The organism is Azoarcus sp. L1K30 (assembly GCF_018122735.1).
Lineage (GTDB): Bacteria > Pseudomonadota > Gammaproteobacteria > Burkholderiales > Rhodocyclaceae > Parazoarcus.
This window is the reverse complement of record NZ_JAGRRD010000001.1, coordinates 642,609-660,123: the sequence shown is the minus strand read 5'-3', so window position 1 is coordinate 660,123 and position 17,515 is coordinate 642,609. Positions and strand designations below refer to the sequence as shown.

The 17,515-nt window shown below is 65.0% G+C and carries 12 protein-coding genes; 5 read left to right on the top strand and 7 right to left on the bottom strand.

Features of this window, described 5'->3' with window-relative positions:
• Window positions 1-12: 12 nt before the first annotated feature.
• On the bottom strand, window positions 13-1,035 hold the full coding sequence (locus J5J83_RS02975; protein ID WP_212345186.1) for a LysR family transcriptional regulator: 1,023 nt from the start codon (window positions 1,033-1,035) through the stop codon (window positions 13-15).
• A 123-nt stretch (window positions 1,036-1,158) separates the two neighbouring features.
• Between J5J83_RS02975 and J5J83_RS02970 the strand changes: the two genes are divergently transcribed.
• Window positions 1,159-1,440, top strand: a complete 282-nt coding sequence (locus J5J83_RS02970; protein WP_212345183.1) for a hypothetical protein — start codon at window positions 1,159-1,161, stop codon at window positions 1,438-1,440.
• Between the two features lie 51 nt (window positions 1,441-1,491).
• On the opposite strand, the gene J5J83_RS02965 is transcribed toward J5J83_RS02970, so the two are convergent.
• On the bottom strand, window positions 1,492-2,454 hold the full coding sequence (locus J5J83_RS02965) for a GlxA family transcriptional regulator (protein ID WP_212345180.1): 963 nt from the start codon (window positions 2,452-2,454) through the stop codon (window positions 1,492-1,494).
• A gap of 76 nt (window positions 2,455-2,530) precedes the next feature.
• Between J5J83_RS02965 and J5J83_RS02960 the strand changes: the two genes are divergently transcribed.
• Window positions 2,531-3,244: a DJ-1/PfpI family protein gene (locus J5J83_RS02960; RefSeq protein ID WP_212345177.1), complete on the top strand. Its 714-nt coding sequence runs from the start codon at window positions 2,531-2,533 to the stop codon at window positions 3,242-3,244.
• Here J5J83_RS02960 and J5J83_RS02955 read toward each other — a convergent pair.
• Both J5J83_RS02955 and J5J83_RS02950 read right to left on the bottom strand, forming a co-directional pair.
• Entirely contained in the window at window positions 3,213-4,349 is a 1,137-nt protein-coding gene (locus tag J5J83_RS02955) for an ABC transporter substrate-binding protein (protein ID WP_212345166.1), read from the bottom strand. The genes J5J83_RS02960 and J5J83_RS02955 overlap by 32 nt on opposite strands.
• A gap of 109 nt (window positions 4,350-4,458) precedes the next feature.
• Window positions 4,459-5,766: a hypothetical protein gene (locus J5J83_RS02950; protein ID WP_212345164.1), complete on the bottom strand. Its 1,308-nt coding sequence runs from the start codon at window positions 5,764-5,766 to the stop codon at window positions 4,459-4,461.
• A 420-nt stretch (window positions 5,767-6,186) separates the two neighbouring features.
• On the opposite strand from J5J83_RS02950, the gene J5J83_RS02945 reads away from it, so the two are divergent.
• The gene (locus tag J5J83_RS02945) at window positions 6,187-7,734 is read left to right on the top strand and encodes a sodium/solute symporter (RefSeq protein ID WP_212345162.1); all 1,548 of its coding nucleotides are present in this window, start codon (window positions 6,187-6,189) and stop codon (window positions 7,732-7,734) included.
• A 50-nt stretch (window positions 7,735-7,784) separates the two neighbouring features.
• Here J5J83_RS02945 and J5J83_RS02940 read toward each other — a convergent pair whose 3' ends face one another.
• Both J5J83_RS02940 and J5J83_RS02935 read right to left on the bottom strand, forming a co-directional pair.
• Window positions 7,785-9,200 carry a 4Fe-4S dicluster domain-containing protein gene (locus J5J83_RS02940; RefSeq protein WP_212345160.1) on the bottom strand — a complete coding sequence of 472 codons (1,416 nt, stop codon included), beginning with the start codon at window positions 9,198-9,200 and terminating at the stop codon, window positions 7,785-7,787.
• Between the two features lie 296 nt (window positions 9,201-9,496).
• A complete protein-coding gene (locus J5J83_RS02935) occupies window positions 9,497-11,461 on the bottom strand; it encodes a GGDEF domain-containing phosphodiesterase (protein ID WP_212345159.1) in 1,965 nt (654 codons plus the stop codon).
• A gap of 223 nt (window positions 11,462-11,684) precedes the next feature.
• Here J5J83_RS02935 and mnmC point away from each other — a divergent pair, with 223 nt between their 5' ends.
• Both mnmC and J5J83_RS02925 read left to right on the top strand, forming a co-directional pair.
• Window positions 11,685-13,622 (top strand): bifunctional tRNA (5-methylaminomethyl-2-thiouridine)(34)-methyltransferase MnmD/FAD-dependent 5-carboxymethylaminomethyl-2-thiouridine(34) oxidoreductase MnmC, encoded by a 1,938-nt coding sequence (gene mnmC, locus J5J83_RS02930; RefSeq protein WP_212345156.1) that lies wholly within the window; start codon window positions 11,685-11,687, stop codon window positions 13,620-13,622.
• Between the two features lie 174 nt (window positions 13,623-13,796).
• Window positions 13,797-15,818 carry a diguanylate cyclase gene (locus J5J83_RS02925; RefSeq protein ID WP_212345153.1) on the top strand — a complete coding sequence of 674 codons (2,022 nt, stop codon included), beginning with the start codon at window positions 13,797-13,799 and terminating at the stop codon, window positions 15,816-15,818.
• Between the two features lie 46 nt (window positions 15,819-15,864).
• Here the strand turns inward: J5J83_RS02925 and gltX are convergent, their stop codons facing one another.
• A complete protein-coding gene (gene gltX, locus J5J83_RS02920) occupies window positions 15,865-17,262 on the bottom strand; it encodes a glutamate--tRNA ligase (protein WP_212345150.1) in 1,398 nt (465 codons plus the stop codon).
• Window positions 17,263-17,515 lie beyond the last annotated feature (253 nt).

Sequence of the window (17,515 nt, the reverse complement as noted above, 5' to 3'; positions counted from 1 at the left end):
GGCCCCGGTCGATCAGCCCCTGGCGGTCTGCTCCTGGTCTACATCGTCGCCGCGATGCGTGCGCATTGCGGCGAAGGTCTCCTGCCAGTAGTCGAGGCAGGCACGCACCTTGGGAAGCCGGTGGCGCTCCTGCAGCATCGCCGCATAGACCGGCAGGCGCTCGCGCCCGGTGAAACCGGCCAGCACCTGCCTGAGCAGACCACGCCTCACCAGCGGCGACACCAGCAGCTCGTTGAGCCGCGCGATACCGACGCCCTCCAGCGCAAGTGACAGCACGATGGAGGTGCTGTCGGCGCGGGTATGCCCCTTGACCAGCAGGATGTCCGCCGCACTGTTGCGCGCAACGCGTTTGTCGCTGCGATCGGACTGAACCCTCGCCGCCGTCGTCGACGCCCAGTCAGCCGCATCGAGCGATCCCTTGCGGAAAGGCCAGCGGTTCATCGACTGGCTTGCGCAGTTGGCGATCAGGCGGTGCCGCGCGAGATCGCCGGGCGTCTGCGGGATGCCAAACCTGTCGAGATAGGCCGGCGAGGCATAGAGATTGCGATCATGCTCGCCAATCTGCCTGACGACCAAACTCTCGGCATTGTCCACGCCCGCGCGCACGGCGATGTCAATGCCATCGCGCGCGAGGTCGGTCGCGCGGTCGTCTGCCAGGATGTCGAGTTGCAGCCCGGGATGACGTTCGTACAGGCCAGTCAGACTGGGGGCAATGACCATCTGGGCAAGGATGGGGCTGACACTGACCCGCACCAGACCGCTCGGTCCGGCGCGCTTTCCGCCGAGCTCGCTTTCCATCTCCGCGGCAATGTCGAGCATGCGCCGGGCGTGCGCAAAAAACGTGTCGCCTTCATCGGTCAGCGACAGTCCGTGCGTGGTCCGATGCAGCAGCAATACCCCGAGCGCAGACTCCATGCGGGCAATAGCGCGCGACACCTGACTGACGGGCTCGTTGCGTTCGCGCGCGGCCGCCGACAGCGTGCCGAGTTCGGCAACGCGGATGAAGAGCGCGGCATCGGTCAGATTCAGTTGCATGTGCGCATTATGCGCCAAGCCATCGAGCCTTGCAGAATTTGCAAAGCCGATCTGCAATTCGTCTCGTTTCGGGCACCACATCAACGAAATAGAGTTCAAGCACCCGCCGATGAGGAGCTCGCCATGACCCCGACCCGCAACACGCCACAAACCACGAGCCAAGCCACGACCAATCTCCCTCCACAGGGAGTCGACCTGCGCGACTTCGATTTCGAAGGTACGCGCACACAGGCAGCCTCGCTGCGCCGCGCTGCGATCGACACCTTCGTCGCCCGCATGTTCGCAATCGTGCTGGCAATGCCGGCACAGGCCATGCGCGCCCTGCTGGGCGGCAAGTCAGTGACGCCCGCTCACCCCTCGCGACGCGTCTCCGGTCACCCGGGCCGCGCCGGCAAGACCTGCTGAGCACACCCGCGAACGCCGGCTGACGGACAGCCGGTGCGCGGGCGCACCACGCTAACCCGAAAACCGCTCGCGGTAGGCCTGCGGACTTGCGCCGACACCACGCAGAAACGCACGCCGCATGGTTTCTTCGGAGCCGAAGCCGCATCGCCGGGCGGCTTGCGCGACCGACGCACCGCCCTCGAGCAGGCGACGCGCGGATTCGACCCGCATGGCCTCGATCGCAGTGGCGGGCGTACGTCCGGTGAGTTTGCGATAGTGGCGCGAAAAGCTGCGGGCGCTCATATTGCACTGCTCGGCGAGAACGGGCAGCGACAGGTCCGCGCCCAGGTTCTCCAGGATCCAGGCGTGAAGGCGGTCAAAGCGGCCGTCGCCGTCGTGCAGTGTCAGCGCCACACTGAACTGCGCCTGACCGCCGGGACGCCTGAGGAACACCACCAGTTGGCGGGCCACGGCCAGTGCGGTTTCGCGCCCGAGGTCGGCCTCGACCATGGCGAGCGCCAGATCGATGCCCGCAGTCACGCCGGCGGAGGTCCAGATCGCGCCGTCGCGGATGAAGATCGGATCGGGGTCGAGCCTGACATCGGGAAAGCGCTGCGAGAATTCCGCACAGCGCTGCCAGTGAGTCACCGCACGGCGCCCATCGAGCAGCCCCGCGGTGGCCAGCAGAAAGGCGCCACTGCACACCGAGGCGGTGCGTTCTGCACTCGCCGCACGCAGACGCACCCATTCCACCAGCGCTCTGCGTTCACTGGCGCCATTGACGCCCCGTCCGCCGGAAACGATCAGGGTATGGACAGGCAGATCATGGGCCGGCAAGCGGCTCGCTTTGAGCACCAGCCCGGAGGTGGTGGCGATCTCTTCGGTCTCGGCCACGATCGCCAGCGCGTAGGGTCGTTGTCTCGCCGGTGCGAGGTCGTTGGCGGTGGAGAAGACCTGCATGGGCCCGGTCACATCGAGCACCTGTGCGTCGGGAAAGGCGAGGATCTCGATCCGGCGTATCGGGCAATCTGGCATGATTCGAGGGGTAATTGGCCAATTCGCCACAGCTTGACGGGATACGCTTGTCCTCGTCAATCACGGAGATACCACCATGGCCATTCGCTTCGGCATTCTCGCCTTCCCCGATGTTCAGCAACTCGACCTGACCGGCCCCTACGAGGTCTTCGCCACGACACAAGGCGCAACCGTCGATCTGCTGTGGAAGGACCTCGGCCCGGTTCGCAGCGCCACCGGGCTATGGTTGAAACCCACCCTCGGCTTTGACGACTGCCCACCTCTGGACGTGCTTTGCGTCCCGGGTGGTAGCGGCGTCAATGCACTGCTGGAAGACGAGGAAACGCTCCGCTTCATCCGCGCTCAGGCCTCACAGGCCCGCTACGTCACTTCGGTGTGCACGGGTTCCCTGGTGCTGGGGGCCGCCGGCCTGCTCCAGGGCAAGCGTGCCACGACGCACTGGAACGCGCTCGACTTCCTCGATCACTTTGGCGCCATTCCGACCCGCGGGCGCATCGTACGTGACGGCAATCTGATCACGGCCGGCGGCGTGACCTCCGGCATCGACTTCGGACTGGCCGTCATCGCGGAACTGGCCGGACAGCCTGAAGCCGAAATCGTGCAACTCGCGCTTGAGTATGCGCCCGAACCGCCCTTCAGCGCAGGTGCGCCTGAAGAGGCCTCGCCCGGCACGCTGGAAATGGCACGGCAACGCCTCGCCGGATCGCGTACCAGACGGGAAGAAATTATTGCCCGCAGACGCGCGACCGGCACGCATGTCAGCGAATCATCTGGCCATTGCGATCGATGATCGAGATATCCGTGTAGTCCGATCCGGTGTGGTCGTTCTGTGCATAACGGATCGTCACCCCACCGGCATCATACGAACCCAGCCCATTGAGGGCGGCGACAATGCGCGCGGGGGTGGGTTCCCCCGCCCGCCGGATACCTTCCACCAGCACCTTGGCCATGATGTAGCCCTCGAGCACGGTGTGGTTTGCGGACGTCTTGCTGCCAATCCGCTTGAGGTCCTCGTCGAGCTGGCGCGTGATGGCGTAGGCGATCGATTGCGGCTTGGGCACCACCTGCACAATGCCCAGCCCATGGGCCAGCGTGTTGCCAATCGCCTCGGCGACCTGCGGTCCGGCCGTCACCGACAGTGCAATCACCATCGCGGCACTGCCACGCTCGCGCATGGCCTTCACGAATGCCGCACTGGCCGCCGTATTGGCCACCAGGATCACGCCGTCAGGCTTCGCGGCGGTAATCTTCTCAACGGCCGCTGCCACCTCGGTACCCCCCTTCTCGTAGGCGCCGGTGGCGACAAGTTCAATTCGCGCCGCGGAGAGTGCCGCTTGCGCCGCACTGACGCCATCCTCACCGAACGGATCGTTCTGGTGGAAGACCGCAATGCGCTTGAGCCCCATGACGCTCATCTGGCGCACGATGGTATCGACCTCCGCGGCATAGCTCGCCCGCGTATGGAAAATCCGCTCGGGAACGGGCTTGCGCAGCACGGAGGCGCCCGAGCGCACACCCACCAGCGGTATGCCGGCGCGATCGAGGGTGCCGGCCTTGCGCAAAGCGTCGACGTTGCCGGTCCCGACGAAGCCGACCAGCGCAACCGGCGCATCGTGCTCGATCAGCGCGGTGGTCTGCTTGAGTGTGTCCTCGACCCGGTATCCATCGTCGCGGCTGACAAGTCGCAGGGTATTGCCGCGGATACCGCCTTCGGCATTGATCCTTGAAAAATAAGCCTGGATACCGAGCCTGACGTCATTTCCCGTCGGCGCCAGGGTGCCGCTGAAAGGTGCCACCTGACCTATCACGATTTCGCCAGCTGCTGCACCTGGTACGGCACCGACGATGACAAGGGCAAAAATAGCCATGCCAATGGATTGAAGCCGAATATTCATTATGTGCTGTCTCCTTGGGTTGCGGATCGAGTGCCGCTTTACGAATTATGATGGAATATCCATTTGACTCAAACTTCCAGGCACCCCGCATCTATCGCCCCCACACAGGTCAGACCCCGCGCCACCATGAAATCGCAAACAGCGCGACCACGGCGGCCCCGTAGGCCTGCAGGCAGTAGCGTGCATTGGCCCGCGCCATGAGCGCCCCCGACACGCCGTAACGCCCCTGCAGGGCAAGATGGATACCCGACATCGGACTGGCCGCCAGGCCGATGGCCCAGCACTGGACATAAACCGCAGCCATCAGCACCGGGTCGGGATTGAGCGGAGCCAGCCATGCGGCCACGGTGGTGATGGAGATCACCGCGTGGAAACCCAGAATGCAGAAGAAAATCATGCCGGCGAGTACAAGTGCCGCCTGCAACGCGCCCACGTGCGCCCAGGGCAGCCAGCCGCCGCTGCTCGCGATGAGCGCCTCCAGGCCGGTCGCGAATACGGCCGCGGCCAGAAACAGTGACATCTCGCCGCGCATGGCTGGCAGGCGCCGTACTGCATGACGCGCCAACTGCGCACTCCCTGCACCGAAGCCGTTGCGCCGGATCACGATGCCGCTCACCATCAAGGGCGCAGCGATCGTAATGATGGCCAGCGTCGACCACGAAGACAGCAGAAAGTGGCCTGCGATGACGATCAGCGCGAGCGCGAGCGGCACCCCCAGGCTGGCCAGATGCATCGGATAGCCGACGAAATCGCGCCCATTATCGTGCTCGCGCAGCAGGTCGCGTGCCGCCAGGACGATCAACACCAGGGCCAGGGGAATACCCGCGACCGCCAGTTCGCCCAGGGTGGCGCCGGGCGCATTGGTGAGCGCGACGGCGGTGGCGGCGAAGAACGGCGACCACAAGGCGGCGCCAAGAAAACCTCGCGTCAGCGCGCCGAGCTGCGCGATGGACGGCGTGCGGCCCGCCGCCACCCTGTCCGCCATGATGAACACCGCGGACAGATTGATGATCGCGCCAAACGCGTGTACGCCTACAATCGTGCGCCACAACGCACCGCGGCCGCGCGGCGGCGCTTCATCGTCGCCCCCGAGTCCAAGCAGTTGGAGAAAACTCACCGCCGCGAGCATGCCGAGCAGGGTGACGTTCTTCGTCAATATGCCCATCCAGTACCACTGGCCGGTCTGCCAGCCCGCCCACAGCAGTGCGGCAAGGCCGATACCGATCAAGCCCCAGGACAGTCGCCGCTGGCGACGGTCGAGTCCCGGCCACATCAACGCCACTGCTGCCCACGCGGCCAGTCCGCCGAGCCACACGGGCACGCCGATGCGGGCACCGGAGAGCATGGCGACGATGGCCATCGTCAGGATCAGCAGCGCGGCCAGACGATCGGCATGCTTGCGCGCGGGAAGTTGCATGAAATTTCCGGGTTCAGGATGGCCTTGGCAAGCCGTAGCGCATTATTGTCGATGCCCTGCGCTGCTCGAAGCAATGACAAGATGCGATTCGTTGTCCGGCTTCGTCGGCCCGCTCCCACCTCCACCCTTGCACAATGGCCCGCGTTCATGTTTTCCTGAAAAAGGCGCCGGGTTATTAACCCGGCAATCAATTGGATGACGAATGCTGGAGTTCAGCACGGTCGCTCCCTCCCCTTCAAGGGGGGGGTGGGGATGGGTTCCCCCGACGCAGCATTGACCCATCCCCCTCCTAGCCTCCCCCTTGAAGGGGGAGGAACCCGGTGCCGACAATGACTTCATCTGTTTCGTCGCCGGGTCAATAAGGGCGGTTTCGCTTCCTGCATAAAGGCGCCGCTTCCACCACGACAACGGAATTCGCGGATGAATGCCCTTCATACCATCGACTACGTCATCGTGGCGGTCTACCTCGTGGTAGTCGTCGCGGTCTGTATCCGCGTCACGCGCAGACATCCTGACGCGGACGAACTGTTTCTCGCCGGACGCACGCTGGGCGCCGGCGTCATCGGCCTGTCGCTGTTCGCATCGAACATCTCGTCCACGACGCTGATCGGTTTGCCCGGCGCCGCGTGGTCGACCGGCATTTCGGTGGCAAACTATGAATGGATGGCTGCGCTGGTACTCGTATTCACTGCCGTGTTCGTGGCCCCCGTGCTCATCGGTCGGCGCATCACCACGGTGCCGGAACTGCTCGAACAGCGCTTCGACGCGCGCCTGCGCCGCTACCTCTCCGGCACCAGCCTGATTCTGAGCGTCTTCCTCGACACGGCCGGCAGTCTTTACGCGGGCGCCCTGGTCCTGATGCTGTTCGTACCAGGGCTGTCACTGGGCCCCACGTGCGCAGCGCTGGCCGTGTTCGCCGGCATCTACACCGCTGCGGGCGGCTTGCGGGCGGTGGCTTACACCGATGTTCTCCAATCGCTGGTCTTGTTGGTGGGTTCGGCGATCCTGTTCGTACTCGTCTTTGCCGAATTCGACTACTCCTGGGCACAGGTCCTGGCGCGCGTGCCGGCGGAGAAGCTCTCGCTCATCCGCCCACTCGACGACGAAGCCCTGCCCTGGCTCGGTACCTTGCTGGGGCTGCCGATCCTGGGCTTCTACTACTGGACCATGAACCAGTATGTCTGCCAGCGACTGCTGGGGGCACGCGATATCGGCACTGCCGGGCGTGGCGCACTCATTGCCGCTGCACTCAAGCTGTTGCCACTGTTTCTCATGGTCCTGCCCGGCGCGATGGCCGTCGCACTGTTCTCCGACCTCGAACGTCCGGACACAGTATTCCCCCGCCTGATCGGACACTTCGCGCCCCCTGGGCTGGCCGGTTTGATGCTGACCGGCTTGCTCGCTGCGATCATGTCGAGCGTGGACTCGGCCCTCAACTCCGCATCGACCCTGGTGATCTGCGATTTCGTGCAGCCACGCCGCCCGAAACTGGACGCCCGGGCGCTGGCACGGCTCGGCCGCTACACGACGCTGGGCATGATGTTCATCGCCGCGCTGTGGGCGCCGGCCATCGACCGCTTTCCCGGTCTGTTCGCCTATCTGCAGCAAGCGTTCGCCTACGTAACGCCTCCGCTGGTGGCGGTCTTTGCCGCGGGCATGCTCTCCGGACGACTGTCCGCCAATGCCGCGTTTGCCGGCCTGATCACTGGACACGGCGTCAGCGCAGCGTGGTTCGTCGCCACCCAGCTCGGCTGGGTCAAGGTGCACTTCACGGTCGTGGCCTTCCTGTTGCTGGTCATGACGCTGCTGGCGTGCGCGCTGTGGCAGGCACTGCTGGGCGGAACCGTGACAGACGAGCAACGCCTGGCGGTGGACGCATCACAGGTCGAGCCCGCCCCCCTTGCCGTTCGCCGCGGGGCAGCGATGCTGACCGCGCTGACCCTGGTGCTGGTGATCGCATTCTGGTGAGCGAACCGACTGCGCCGTACAGCCGCCATCGTGCCGGAAGGCCCGCCGCTTTACCGCTCGATGGCGCTTTCCACCCCGTTAGCGTCAGCCGGCTCTGCCCGTATGGACAATGCACGGTGCAGGATCTGGGCCATGTGCAAAGCCGGTCGCTGCGCGCCATCCATGATCTGCTGCCGGCAGCTCGTACCATTGGCCACGATGACGACCCCGGCTGGCGCGCCGCGCACCGCGGGCAACAGGTCGAGCTCGGCCATGGCCATCGAAATATCATGATGTTCGGCCTCGTAGCCGAAACTGCCACCCATGCCGCAGCAACTGGACTCGATGAAGTCCGCCTTGAGCCCCGGCACCCGATCCAGCACTTTCCGCATCGCGGGCATGAGGCCAAACGCTTTCTGGTGACAGTGTCCATGGACAAGCACCTCGCTGGCGTCCATCGCCTTGAGCGGCAGGTTCAGACGGCCTCCGTCAATTTCGCGCGCGAGAAACTCCTCCAGTAGCATCGCCACGCTTGCCACTTGGGCGACGGCCCCGCCCAGGCCCAGCGCATGATATTCATCGCGCAACATGAGCAGACAGGAGGGTTCCAGCCCGATCACGGGCAGCCCGCGCGCGGCATACGGCAACAGAGCCTCGAGCGTGCGCCGGGCTTCTTCGCGAGCGTCCTCGACCAGGCCACCCGACAGGTAGCTGCGGCCACAGCAAAGGGGACGTCCGGGCACCGAACTGCGGGCGAGATGCACGCGGTAGCCACCCGCGACGAGAACATCCAGCGCCGCGCGCGCGATCTCGGGGTGAAAGTGGTTGCTGAAGGTATCGACCAGCAACACGACTTCTCCGGCGCTACCCTCGCCAAAGCGATCGGCCGACACCGCGGAGAGAAAGCTCTGCTTCGCCGGCAAAGGGATGGTGCGCCTGGCAGACAGGCCCAGCACGGCTTCGCCAAGCCATGCGATACCCGGCAGGCGATCGCGCAAGCGCAAGAGACCACGCCACTTCGACAGTGCCGGTACAAGCCTGGGAAGGCGGGCAAACAGGCGTTCGCGTAAAGGGGGCACTGTCGTGCCGGTCCAGCGCCGAGCGCGCGCCTCCGCCTTGAGCAAGGCCATGTCCACGCCGTTCGGACACTCGCGCTTGCACCCCTTGCAGCCGACGCACAGGTCCAGCGCCGCGGCGAGTTCGTCTCCGGCAAAGGGGCGCTCACCCAGACGGCCGTCGAGCGCGGCAGCCAGGGTCTCCGCACGGTGACGGGTGGAGTGCCGCTCATCCTGAGTGACCCGGAAACTCGGACACATGACGCCGGGATCGAGGGAAAGGCAATGCCGTTTGCCGGCGCAGACCCCGACCGCCTTGGCAAAGCCATCACCGGCCGTCGGCGGCGGGCTGGACGACTCGCCGAAACCGAAGCCGAAGCCGAAATTGTCGTCACTGCCTTCGTAGGCGGACCAGTCGAGGTGTGAGTCCATGGCGCTTGCCTTCAGTCGAGAATGCAAGCAAAGCAAGAGCGGTGCCCGTCGCCCGACCGCCGCTTACGCACCGACCGCATCCCTCTGCCCCGTCCCGAGATTCCGCCAAGCGCCGCAATGCGCCCGCGTCCTGCCCACGGCGGTTCGTCGCGCCAGCACGAGAATGAAGCACGACACGCGGCCCCGGGCGAGGCGCGATTGTGTGCAATCCGACATGACGTACTTGCTTGCGCGGCAAGCGCCGGCATTCGCATCGGGTGAAACGCAGCGCTGCACTAGCGCCCCATCCGAACCTGTCAAAACGCCCTTCCTGCCGCATGGACCATCTTCGAACCCGCCCGCGGTGTCAGGAAGCCGCTTTCGAACTCGTCGGCCGGCAAGGGGCGGCTGAAAAAGTAGCCCTGACAAAGCTCACATCCGGTCGCTTTCAGCCAGTTGAACTGTTCCACGGTTTCGACCCCCTCGGCCACGACCTCGTATCCCAGGCGCCGTCCCAGCACGATCATCGCGCTGACAATGGCCGTGCTGCCGCGTGCGCCATGCGAACCTGTCGGCCCGGCAAGGTTGGCGACGAAGGACTTGTCGATCTTGAGACAGTCGAGGTCGAGTGACTGGAGGTAGGACAGCGAAGAATAGCCGGTGCCGAAATCATCGAGTGCCACCCGGCAGCCCGCCTCGCGCAGGTTGTTGAGCATTCGCAGCGCGGCACCCTCAGGGTTGAACAGCACCGACTCGGTAACCTCGAGTTCGACCCTCGATGCCAGCACACCGTGCCGTGCGATCGCGGCAAGGACATCCATCTCGACCGAATGACGCAAAAATTGGCGAGGCGACAGATTGATCGACACACGCAGCGTATCGACGCAATCCGATTGCCACCGGGCCAACTGTTCGACAGCACTGTCGATGACCCATCGACCGAGCGGCACGATCAGACCGGTCTCCTCGGCCAGACCGATGAACTGGTCGGGCCGGATCATGTGCGCGCCATCCTGCCAGCGCACCAGCGCCTCGGCGCCAACCAGCCTGCCGTCGGCAAAGCGGCACTGCGGCTGATAGTGCAACACGAGGTCGCCATTCTCGATCGCAATCCGCAGCCGGCTTTCCATGCTGGCCCGCGCACTCACGCGCGCCTGCATCTCTCCTTCGAAGAACCGCACTTCATTGCCGCCGCTGGACTTGGCCGCATACATGGCCATATCGGCACAACGCAGCAGCGCATCGGCATCCTCGCCGTCGGCGGGGAACATCGCCACCCCGATGCTACCGGTGATGCGGATGTCGGAATCATCGATGACGACGGGGTCCGCCACCAGTTCGAGCAGGCGCTCGGCCACCACAGCCGCCTCGGCCGGACCGCCCAAGCTGGTCAGCACCACAACCAATTCATCTCCCCCCTGGCGCATCAGCAGATCGTATGCGCGCAGTGCCGCCGGCAATCGCCGCGTGATCGCGACCAGCAGCGCGTCGCCAAACAGGTGACCGCGCGCATCGTTGACGTTCTTGAAGCGGTCGAGGTCGATGAACAGTACGGCGAGCTGGTCGCCGCTCCGTCTTGCCGCCTCAATGGCCGTCGGCAGCCGCTCCATCAGGCTGCGCCGATTGGGCAGTCCCGTCAGCTGATCATTGAGCGCGAGGTCCCGGATCTGCTGTTCGCGCTCGATCCGCTCGGTGATGTCGGTCACCGAGCCGGCCATCTGCGAAGCCTTGCCCTGGCGGTTGCGCAAGGCGATGCCCCGCGCCGCCAACCAGCGATACTCGCCGTTATGCGCCCTGACCCTGTACTCGCAATAGAAATGGTCCGTCAGCCCCTTCAGATGTGCAGCGACCGTCCGGTTGTAGCGCTCACGATCGTCGGGATGGACGATCTTCAGCCAGGCATGCGTATCCTGCAGAAAGTTGTCCGCGTAGCCGAGTATGGCAAGCAAGCGCAATCCGACCTTCAGCTCCTTGGTCAGCGGGTTCCATTCGAAAATGCCGTCGTGTGCGCCGGCCATCAGCAGCCCCTGCGCGCTGAGGGATCGACGCATGGCCAGCAGCGCCACCAGTGCGATGCCAAGTGCCATAGTCATCGCCCCGATGACCAGCGCCATCGAGGCATTCGTCACGCCCTGTCCAAGTGCGCTGGTGACGATGACCGCCGCCAGCACGCCGAGCAGCACACAGGTGGCGACCACGCAACGTGTCGGTGCATTCGCGACCGCCAGCTGCCACCGCCCCGAAGCCTTGTCGGTACGCCTGATCAAATCGTTCCACTCCATTATCGACGCCGCAGCGCACGCGGGAAAATCGACGCATGCATATTACTTTTGGCGTATCCATGAACGTCGTCGGTCAGCCTGCGTTCAGTATTCCATAAGAAGGAGTCAGGATCAAAGTTGGCGCCTCGCGCTCGGGTTCGACGGGTCTGCCAGCGCCCAAGAGGATAAGATTACGGTCGGGTCGCTCCAGTCCTCCATTTTCAAGACTCAGCAATAGCACCTCATGCCAATCCTGCCCGCCACCTACACCCTTGCCGACGACGGCACCCCCTACTCTGACGCATTCGACGACGTGTACCATTCCGCAGCCGGCGCGATCGGCCAGGCGAACCACGTATTCCTCGGCGGCAACGGCCTGCCCGAACGCTGGCGCGGGCGGGAGCGCTTCGTCATCGTCGAGACGGGTTTCGGGCTCGGGGTGAATTTCCTCGCCACCTGGGCCGCGTGGCGGGCGGACCCGGAACGCTCGGCAAGCCTGCATTTCGTCTCCTGCGAATTGCACCCATTTACGGTCGACGACCTGGTCGCGCTGCACGCGCGATGGCCGGAGTTCGCCCATCTCGCGTCCGAACTGCACACCGCCTGGCCTGGCCCCATACCCGGCGTGCACCGCCTTCACCTGGATTCGAATCGCGTCTTCCTGACCCTGCATTTCGGTGACGCTCGGGACGGCCTCGCGCAGCTCGACTGCCGTGCCGACGCCTTCATGCTCGACGGCTTTTCGCCCTCGTGCAATCCGGAACTGTGGTCACCCAAGGTCTTTCACCTGCTGGGTCGCATGGCCGCCACCGACGCCAGCCTGGCCACCTGGTCGGTTGCCGGCGAGGTGCGGGAGGGACTCCGACGCGCCGGCTTCGAGGTCGAACGGGTGCCGGGCTTCGCCGGCAAACGCCAGATGCTGCGTGGTCGATACAGCGCGAGCCGGCCCCGCCCGGACATGCCATCCGCTACGACTGCGGCGCGGCAGGATCCGGCCGCCAGGCGGGCCATCGTGATCGGTGCCGGTGTTGCCGGCAGCGCTGTCGCAGAGCGCCTCGCAGCCCGCGGCTGGACCGTGGACGTCGTCGATGCGGCTGACCGCCCCGGACAGGGCGCATCGGGAAACCATGCCGGCGTATTGCGACCCCTGCCCAGCCTCGACGACAACCGCATGAGCAGGCTGACGCGTGCCGGCACCCTCTATGGCTGGCGCCACGTCCGCCGCCTGCGGCAAGCCGGCCTGAGCGTTCGCGCAGAGGCCTGCGGCGTATTGCATCTGGCCCGGGACGCCGCACAGGAAGCCAAGATGCGGGCGGTGGCCGAGCGCCTCAGCCTGCCATCCGGCCTGTTGCGCTTCGTCGATGCCGACGAAGCCTCCCGGATCGGCGGCTGGCCGGTGCCGCTTGGCGGATGGTGGTTCGCCGACAGCGGCTGGGTGCAGCCGCCGTCTTTGTGCGAGGCCAATCTGGCCGCGCATCCCGAGCACATCCGCCCCCATTTCGGCCGTCACGTGGCGGCGCTCGAATACGAAGACGGCAATTGGCTCGCAGCCGACGCCGACGCAAAGCCGATCGCCTCTGCCCCGGTATTGATCCTGGCCGCAGGCACCGGACTGGCGAGATTCGCGCACGCTGCAGCACTGCCCGTCGTCAGCGCTCGCGGTCAGGTCAGCCTGCTGGCGGCAGAAACCGGCAGCGCGCCCAGGGTGGTGATGTGCCGCATGGGCTACGTCAGTCCCGCAGTCGACGGCCTGCGCTGCGCCGGCGCGACCTTCGACGTCGATGACGACGACACGCAGCTACGCGAACGCGACCACCGCGAGAACCTCGAGAAACTGGAGGCGATGCTGCCAGGTTATACCGAAGGCATCTATTCGGAGCACTTGGCAGGCCGCGTCGGTTTTCGTCCCGCATCGCCCGACCGTCTGCCGATGATCGGTGCCGTGCCAGCCGTCGACTCGGTTGCGCCCGGGACGCCACTCGAAGACATCCCCCGCCAACCCGGCCTGTATGCGCTTTCCGGCTTCGGTGCACGGGGGCTGGTGTGGGCATCGCTTGCGGGCGAATTGCTGGCTGCCCGAATTAACGGCGAACCGTTGCCGATCGAGCGCGATCTAGCCACGGCAGTCGATCCGGCGCGCTTTCTGTTGCGACGGGTACGGATCACGGGAATGGACGAGTGAGCGCTTGAATCCGCGCGGAACCTCCCCCGACCTGCCGGTCAAGTCTGATCCGACCGCCGACACAGGCGGCGCTCAATGACCAATGCAAGGCCGGCAACCGCCGTTCGTGATCCAGATCATCACTTTGCTAATACCAAAGACTTAGAATGACATCAAACATCAGGGGCTGATGCCGTGCGCTACAGTTTGGTCGTGCTGATTGCCAGTGCCACCCTGGCTGCGATGTTCGCAGCTGGAGCGACGCTCTCGCTGCGACGCAACGAAGACAACCTTGCCGATCGTCTTCAAGAGAAAGCCGTGCGACTGCAGAGCATCTACGAGGTGTCGACGGCCGAACTCGAGCATGAGGCCAGAGCGCTGGCCTACAGCATGGCGACAGACGCCGAGATCGGACATATTCTTGGCGAAGCCGGCCGCGACCAGCGCGCCAGCAAAGACAGCAACAGTCCACGTGCCCGCGAACTTCGCATGGCGTTGGGGAACCGACTGTCACTGCTGTGGCAGGAAATGCAGGCGCAATTCGATCTGCGCCAGTTGCAGCTGCTGCTGACCCCCGACCTGACGTCCTTTCTTCGCCTGCATGCTCCAGAGGACTACGGCGACAGTCTCATGGATGTCAGGCCCATGCTGCGCAGCATTCAGGCAGACCGCGTGCCGCGCGGCGGCTTTGAGATCGGGCGCGCATTTGCCGGGATCCGCGGTGGCGCCGCGGTGCTTCATCCGGTAACGGCGGGCCTCACGATACACACCCGCGGCATGGAGGCCGGGCGCGAGATCGAACATGTCGGCACACTGGAGGTCGGGATCGGCCTTGACGGCCTGATCGCACGGCTGAGCCGAACATTCAACGTGAGTATCGCTGTCCTGCTCGATACCGAACGTGTCACCCAGGCCATGTGGACGCGGTACCAGCCCGGCAGCCTTGACGCAAGCCCCTCGGCTTGCTGCATCGTGCTCTCGAGCACAGGCACCGAGGCGGGTGAATGGCTGAACCGGTCGCTGATCGACCGTGGAACCGAGGCGCTCCAGTCCCGTCTCATGCCCTGGAACGGCAAGACCTTGCAGCTGATCCGTTTCCCCTTCCGCGACTATCTTGGTACGCAGGATCCGAGTGTGCCGCGAGCGGGAACGATTCTGATCTGGCGCGACGCCAGTGCCGACCTTGCCGCTCATCAGGAAGCGCGTGTGCTCACGATCCGCAATGCACTGCTGGCCTACGCCGTGGTGCAGCTGATCGTATTGGGTGCGCTGCGGATTACCCGTCGCGAATGGCAGCGCCAGCTTGACGAACAAACGGCCACTACCGAACGTCTTGCGCGCCAGAACAGCTTGTTGCTGAACACGGCGGGCGAAGGCATCTATGGCGTCGATGCCGACGGGCGTGCGACCTTCATCAATCCCTCGGCCCTCGAGATGCTGAAGTTCTCCGAGCAGGACATTCTGGGCAGAAACCAGCACGAGCTGTTCCACCATCATTACGAAGACGGGTCCCCATACCCCGCTTCGTCCTGTCCGGTGTTCGAGACGCTGCAAGATGGCCGGCGCAGGCGCGCAGAGGACAGATTCATCCGCGCTGACGGCACGGAGTTCCCGGTGTCGATGACGGTGACCCCCATTGAGGAAAACGCCTGTCGTAAAGGTGCGGTGGTGGTGTTCCGTGACATCACGGAGCTGACCGAGAAGCGCCAGCAACTGTTGCGCCTCGCCACCACCGATCCACTGACCGGCACCAGCAACCGCCGTCACTTCCTCGATGTCATGGAGACCGAGCTGGCCCGCCTCAAACGCAGGGGTGGTGTCGCCTCGCTGTTGATGACCGATCTCGACCATTTCAAGCGGATCAATGACTTGCACGGCCACGCCGCGGGCGACGAAGTCCTGAAGCACTTCGTCGCCATCGTGCGTGAAACCCTGCGCAAGACCGATGTCGTCGGCCGCATTGGCGGGGAGGAATTTGCCATCCTGCTGCCGGGCGAAGACAAGGAGGGCGCCCGGGAGCTTGCCGAACGGCTCAGGGAAAGTCTCGAGAACTCACCTTCCATCGTCGGCGAAAAGTCGATCCCCTGCACCGTCAGTATCGGGATCGCCGCGCTTCGGGCCAACGACACAAGCGCCGACGCAGTCCTGCAGCGCGCAGACGAAGCCCTCTACACCGCGAAGCGGACCGGCCGCAACCGAGCCGTCGTCGGCGCCTGACGCGTACTGCCCCCGTGTGGCGGCACTTACACCGTAAGCAATCGACTCAGCAGTGCCGCCCCAGGCGCGCGAGCACCCGCTCGCGCCCCAGTACTTCGAGCACTGCATCGATCGCCGGTGTCTGCGCAATCCCCAACACGGCCACCCGCAGCGGAATCGCGACCTGCGGCATCTTCAGTCCATGCTCGGCCATGGTGTCCTTGATGGCCTGGCTCAGCGCGGCTTTCTCCCAGGCCACCGACTCGAGGCGGGTACGCAGGCTCGCCAGCGCCGCCCGCGCGGTCTCGGTGAGATGCTGACCGATCAGCTCCGGCGCCGGATGAACGTCGACGCAGAACAGTTCTGCCGCATCGGCGAGTTCGTTCAGGTTGGCAGCACGATCCTTGTATAGCGCCACCACGCCCTCGAGTGCCGGGCCGGCCTCGGGGTCGACGCCCCGCCGGGCAAGGCGGTTCGCCACGTCGGAGGCCAGACGGTTGTTGTCGGCCTGTTTCAGATAGTGCGCATTGAGCCAGTTGAGTTTCTCGGTATTGAACTGTGCTGCCGAGGGCGTGATGTGATCGAGATCGAACCACTCGACGAACTGCTCCCGGGTGAAGATCTCGTCGTCGCCATGGCTCCAGCTCAGGCGCGCCAGATAATTGATGACCGCCTCCGGCAGATAGCCTTCGTCGTCGTACTGCATCACGCTCACCGCACCGTGCCGCTTGGAGAGCTTGGTGCCGTCATCGCCGAGGATCATCGACAGGTGGGCATATTGCGGCACCTGTGCCCCCAAGGCTTGCAGGATGTTGATCTGCCGTGGCGTATTGTTCACATGATCGTCGCCGCGAATCACCTGGGTAATGCCCATGTCCCAGTCGTCCACCACTACGCAGAAATTGTAGGTCGGGGTGCCGTCGGGACGTGCAATGATGAGATCGTCGAGTTCCGCATTCGCAATCTCGATGCGGCCCTTGACCAGGTCGTCCCACGCCACCACGCCATCGACCGGGTTGCAGAAACGCACCACCGGTTTCACCCCCTCGGGCACCGGCGGCAGCACCTTACCCGGTGCAGGACGCCAGCGGCCGTCGTAGCGCGGCTTCTCACCCCGTGCACGCTGCGCTTCGCGAAGCTGGTCGAGTTCTTCCGGGCTGGTGTAGCAATGGTAGGCCGTGCCCGCCGCCAGCATCTGCCCAATCACCTCTTTGTAGCGATCCATGCGCTGCATCTGATAGAAGGGGCCCTCGTCGGCGTCCAGCCCGAGCCATGCCATGCCGTCCAGGATCGCCTGCACCGCTTCGGGGGTCGATCGCGCCACATCGGTATCCTCGATGCGAAGGACGAAGTCACCCTTGTGGTGGCGGGCATATGCCCATGAAAACAGCGCAGTGCGCGCGCCGCCAATATGGAGATAGCCCGTCGGGCTGGGCGCAAAGCGGGTGCGAACGTGAGCGGTCATCCGGATTTCCCTGGCGTTCGGCGCGCAGGGACTGGTGCCGCTGCGTCGCGTGGTCTGAAAACAAAAAAACCCCGCCGTCGAGACGACGTCGGGGTTGGTGTCTGGTGGGCGGTACTGGGATCGAACCAGTGACCCCTGCCGTGTGAAGGCAGTGCTCTACCGCTGAGCTAGTGACCCCTGCCGTGTGAAGGCAGTGCTCTACCGCTGAGCTAACCGCCCGGTCAGCGGGGATCTCTCCCTCTGCCGGCTTTCG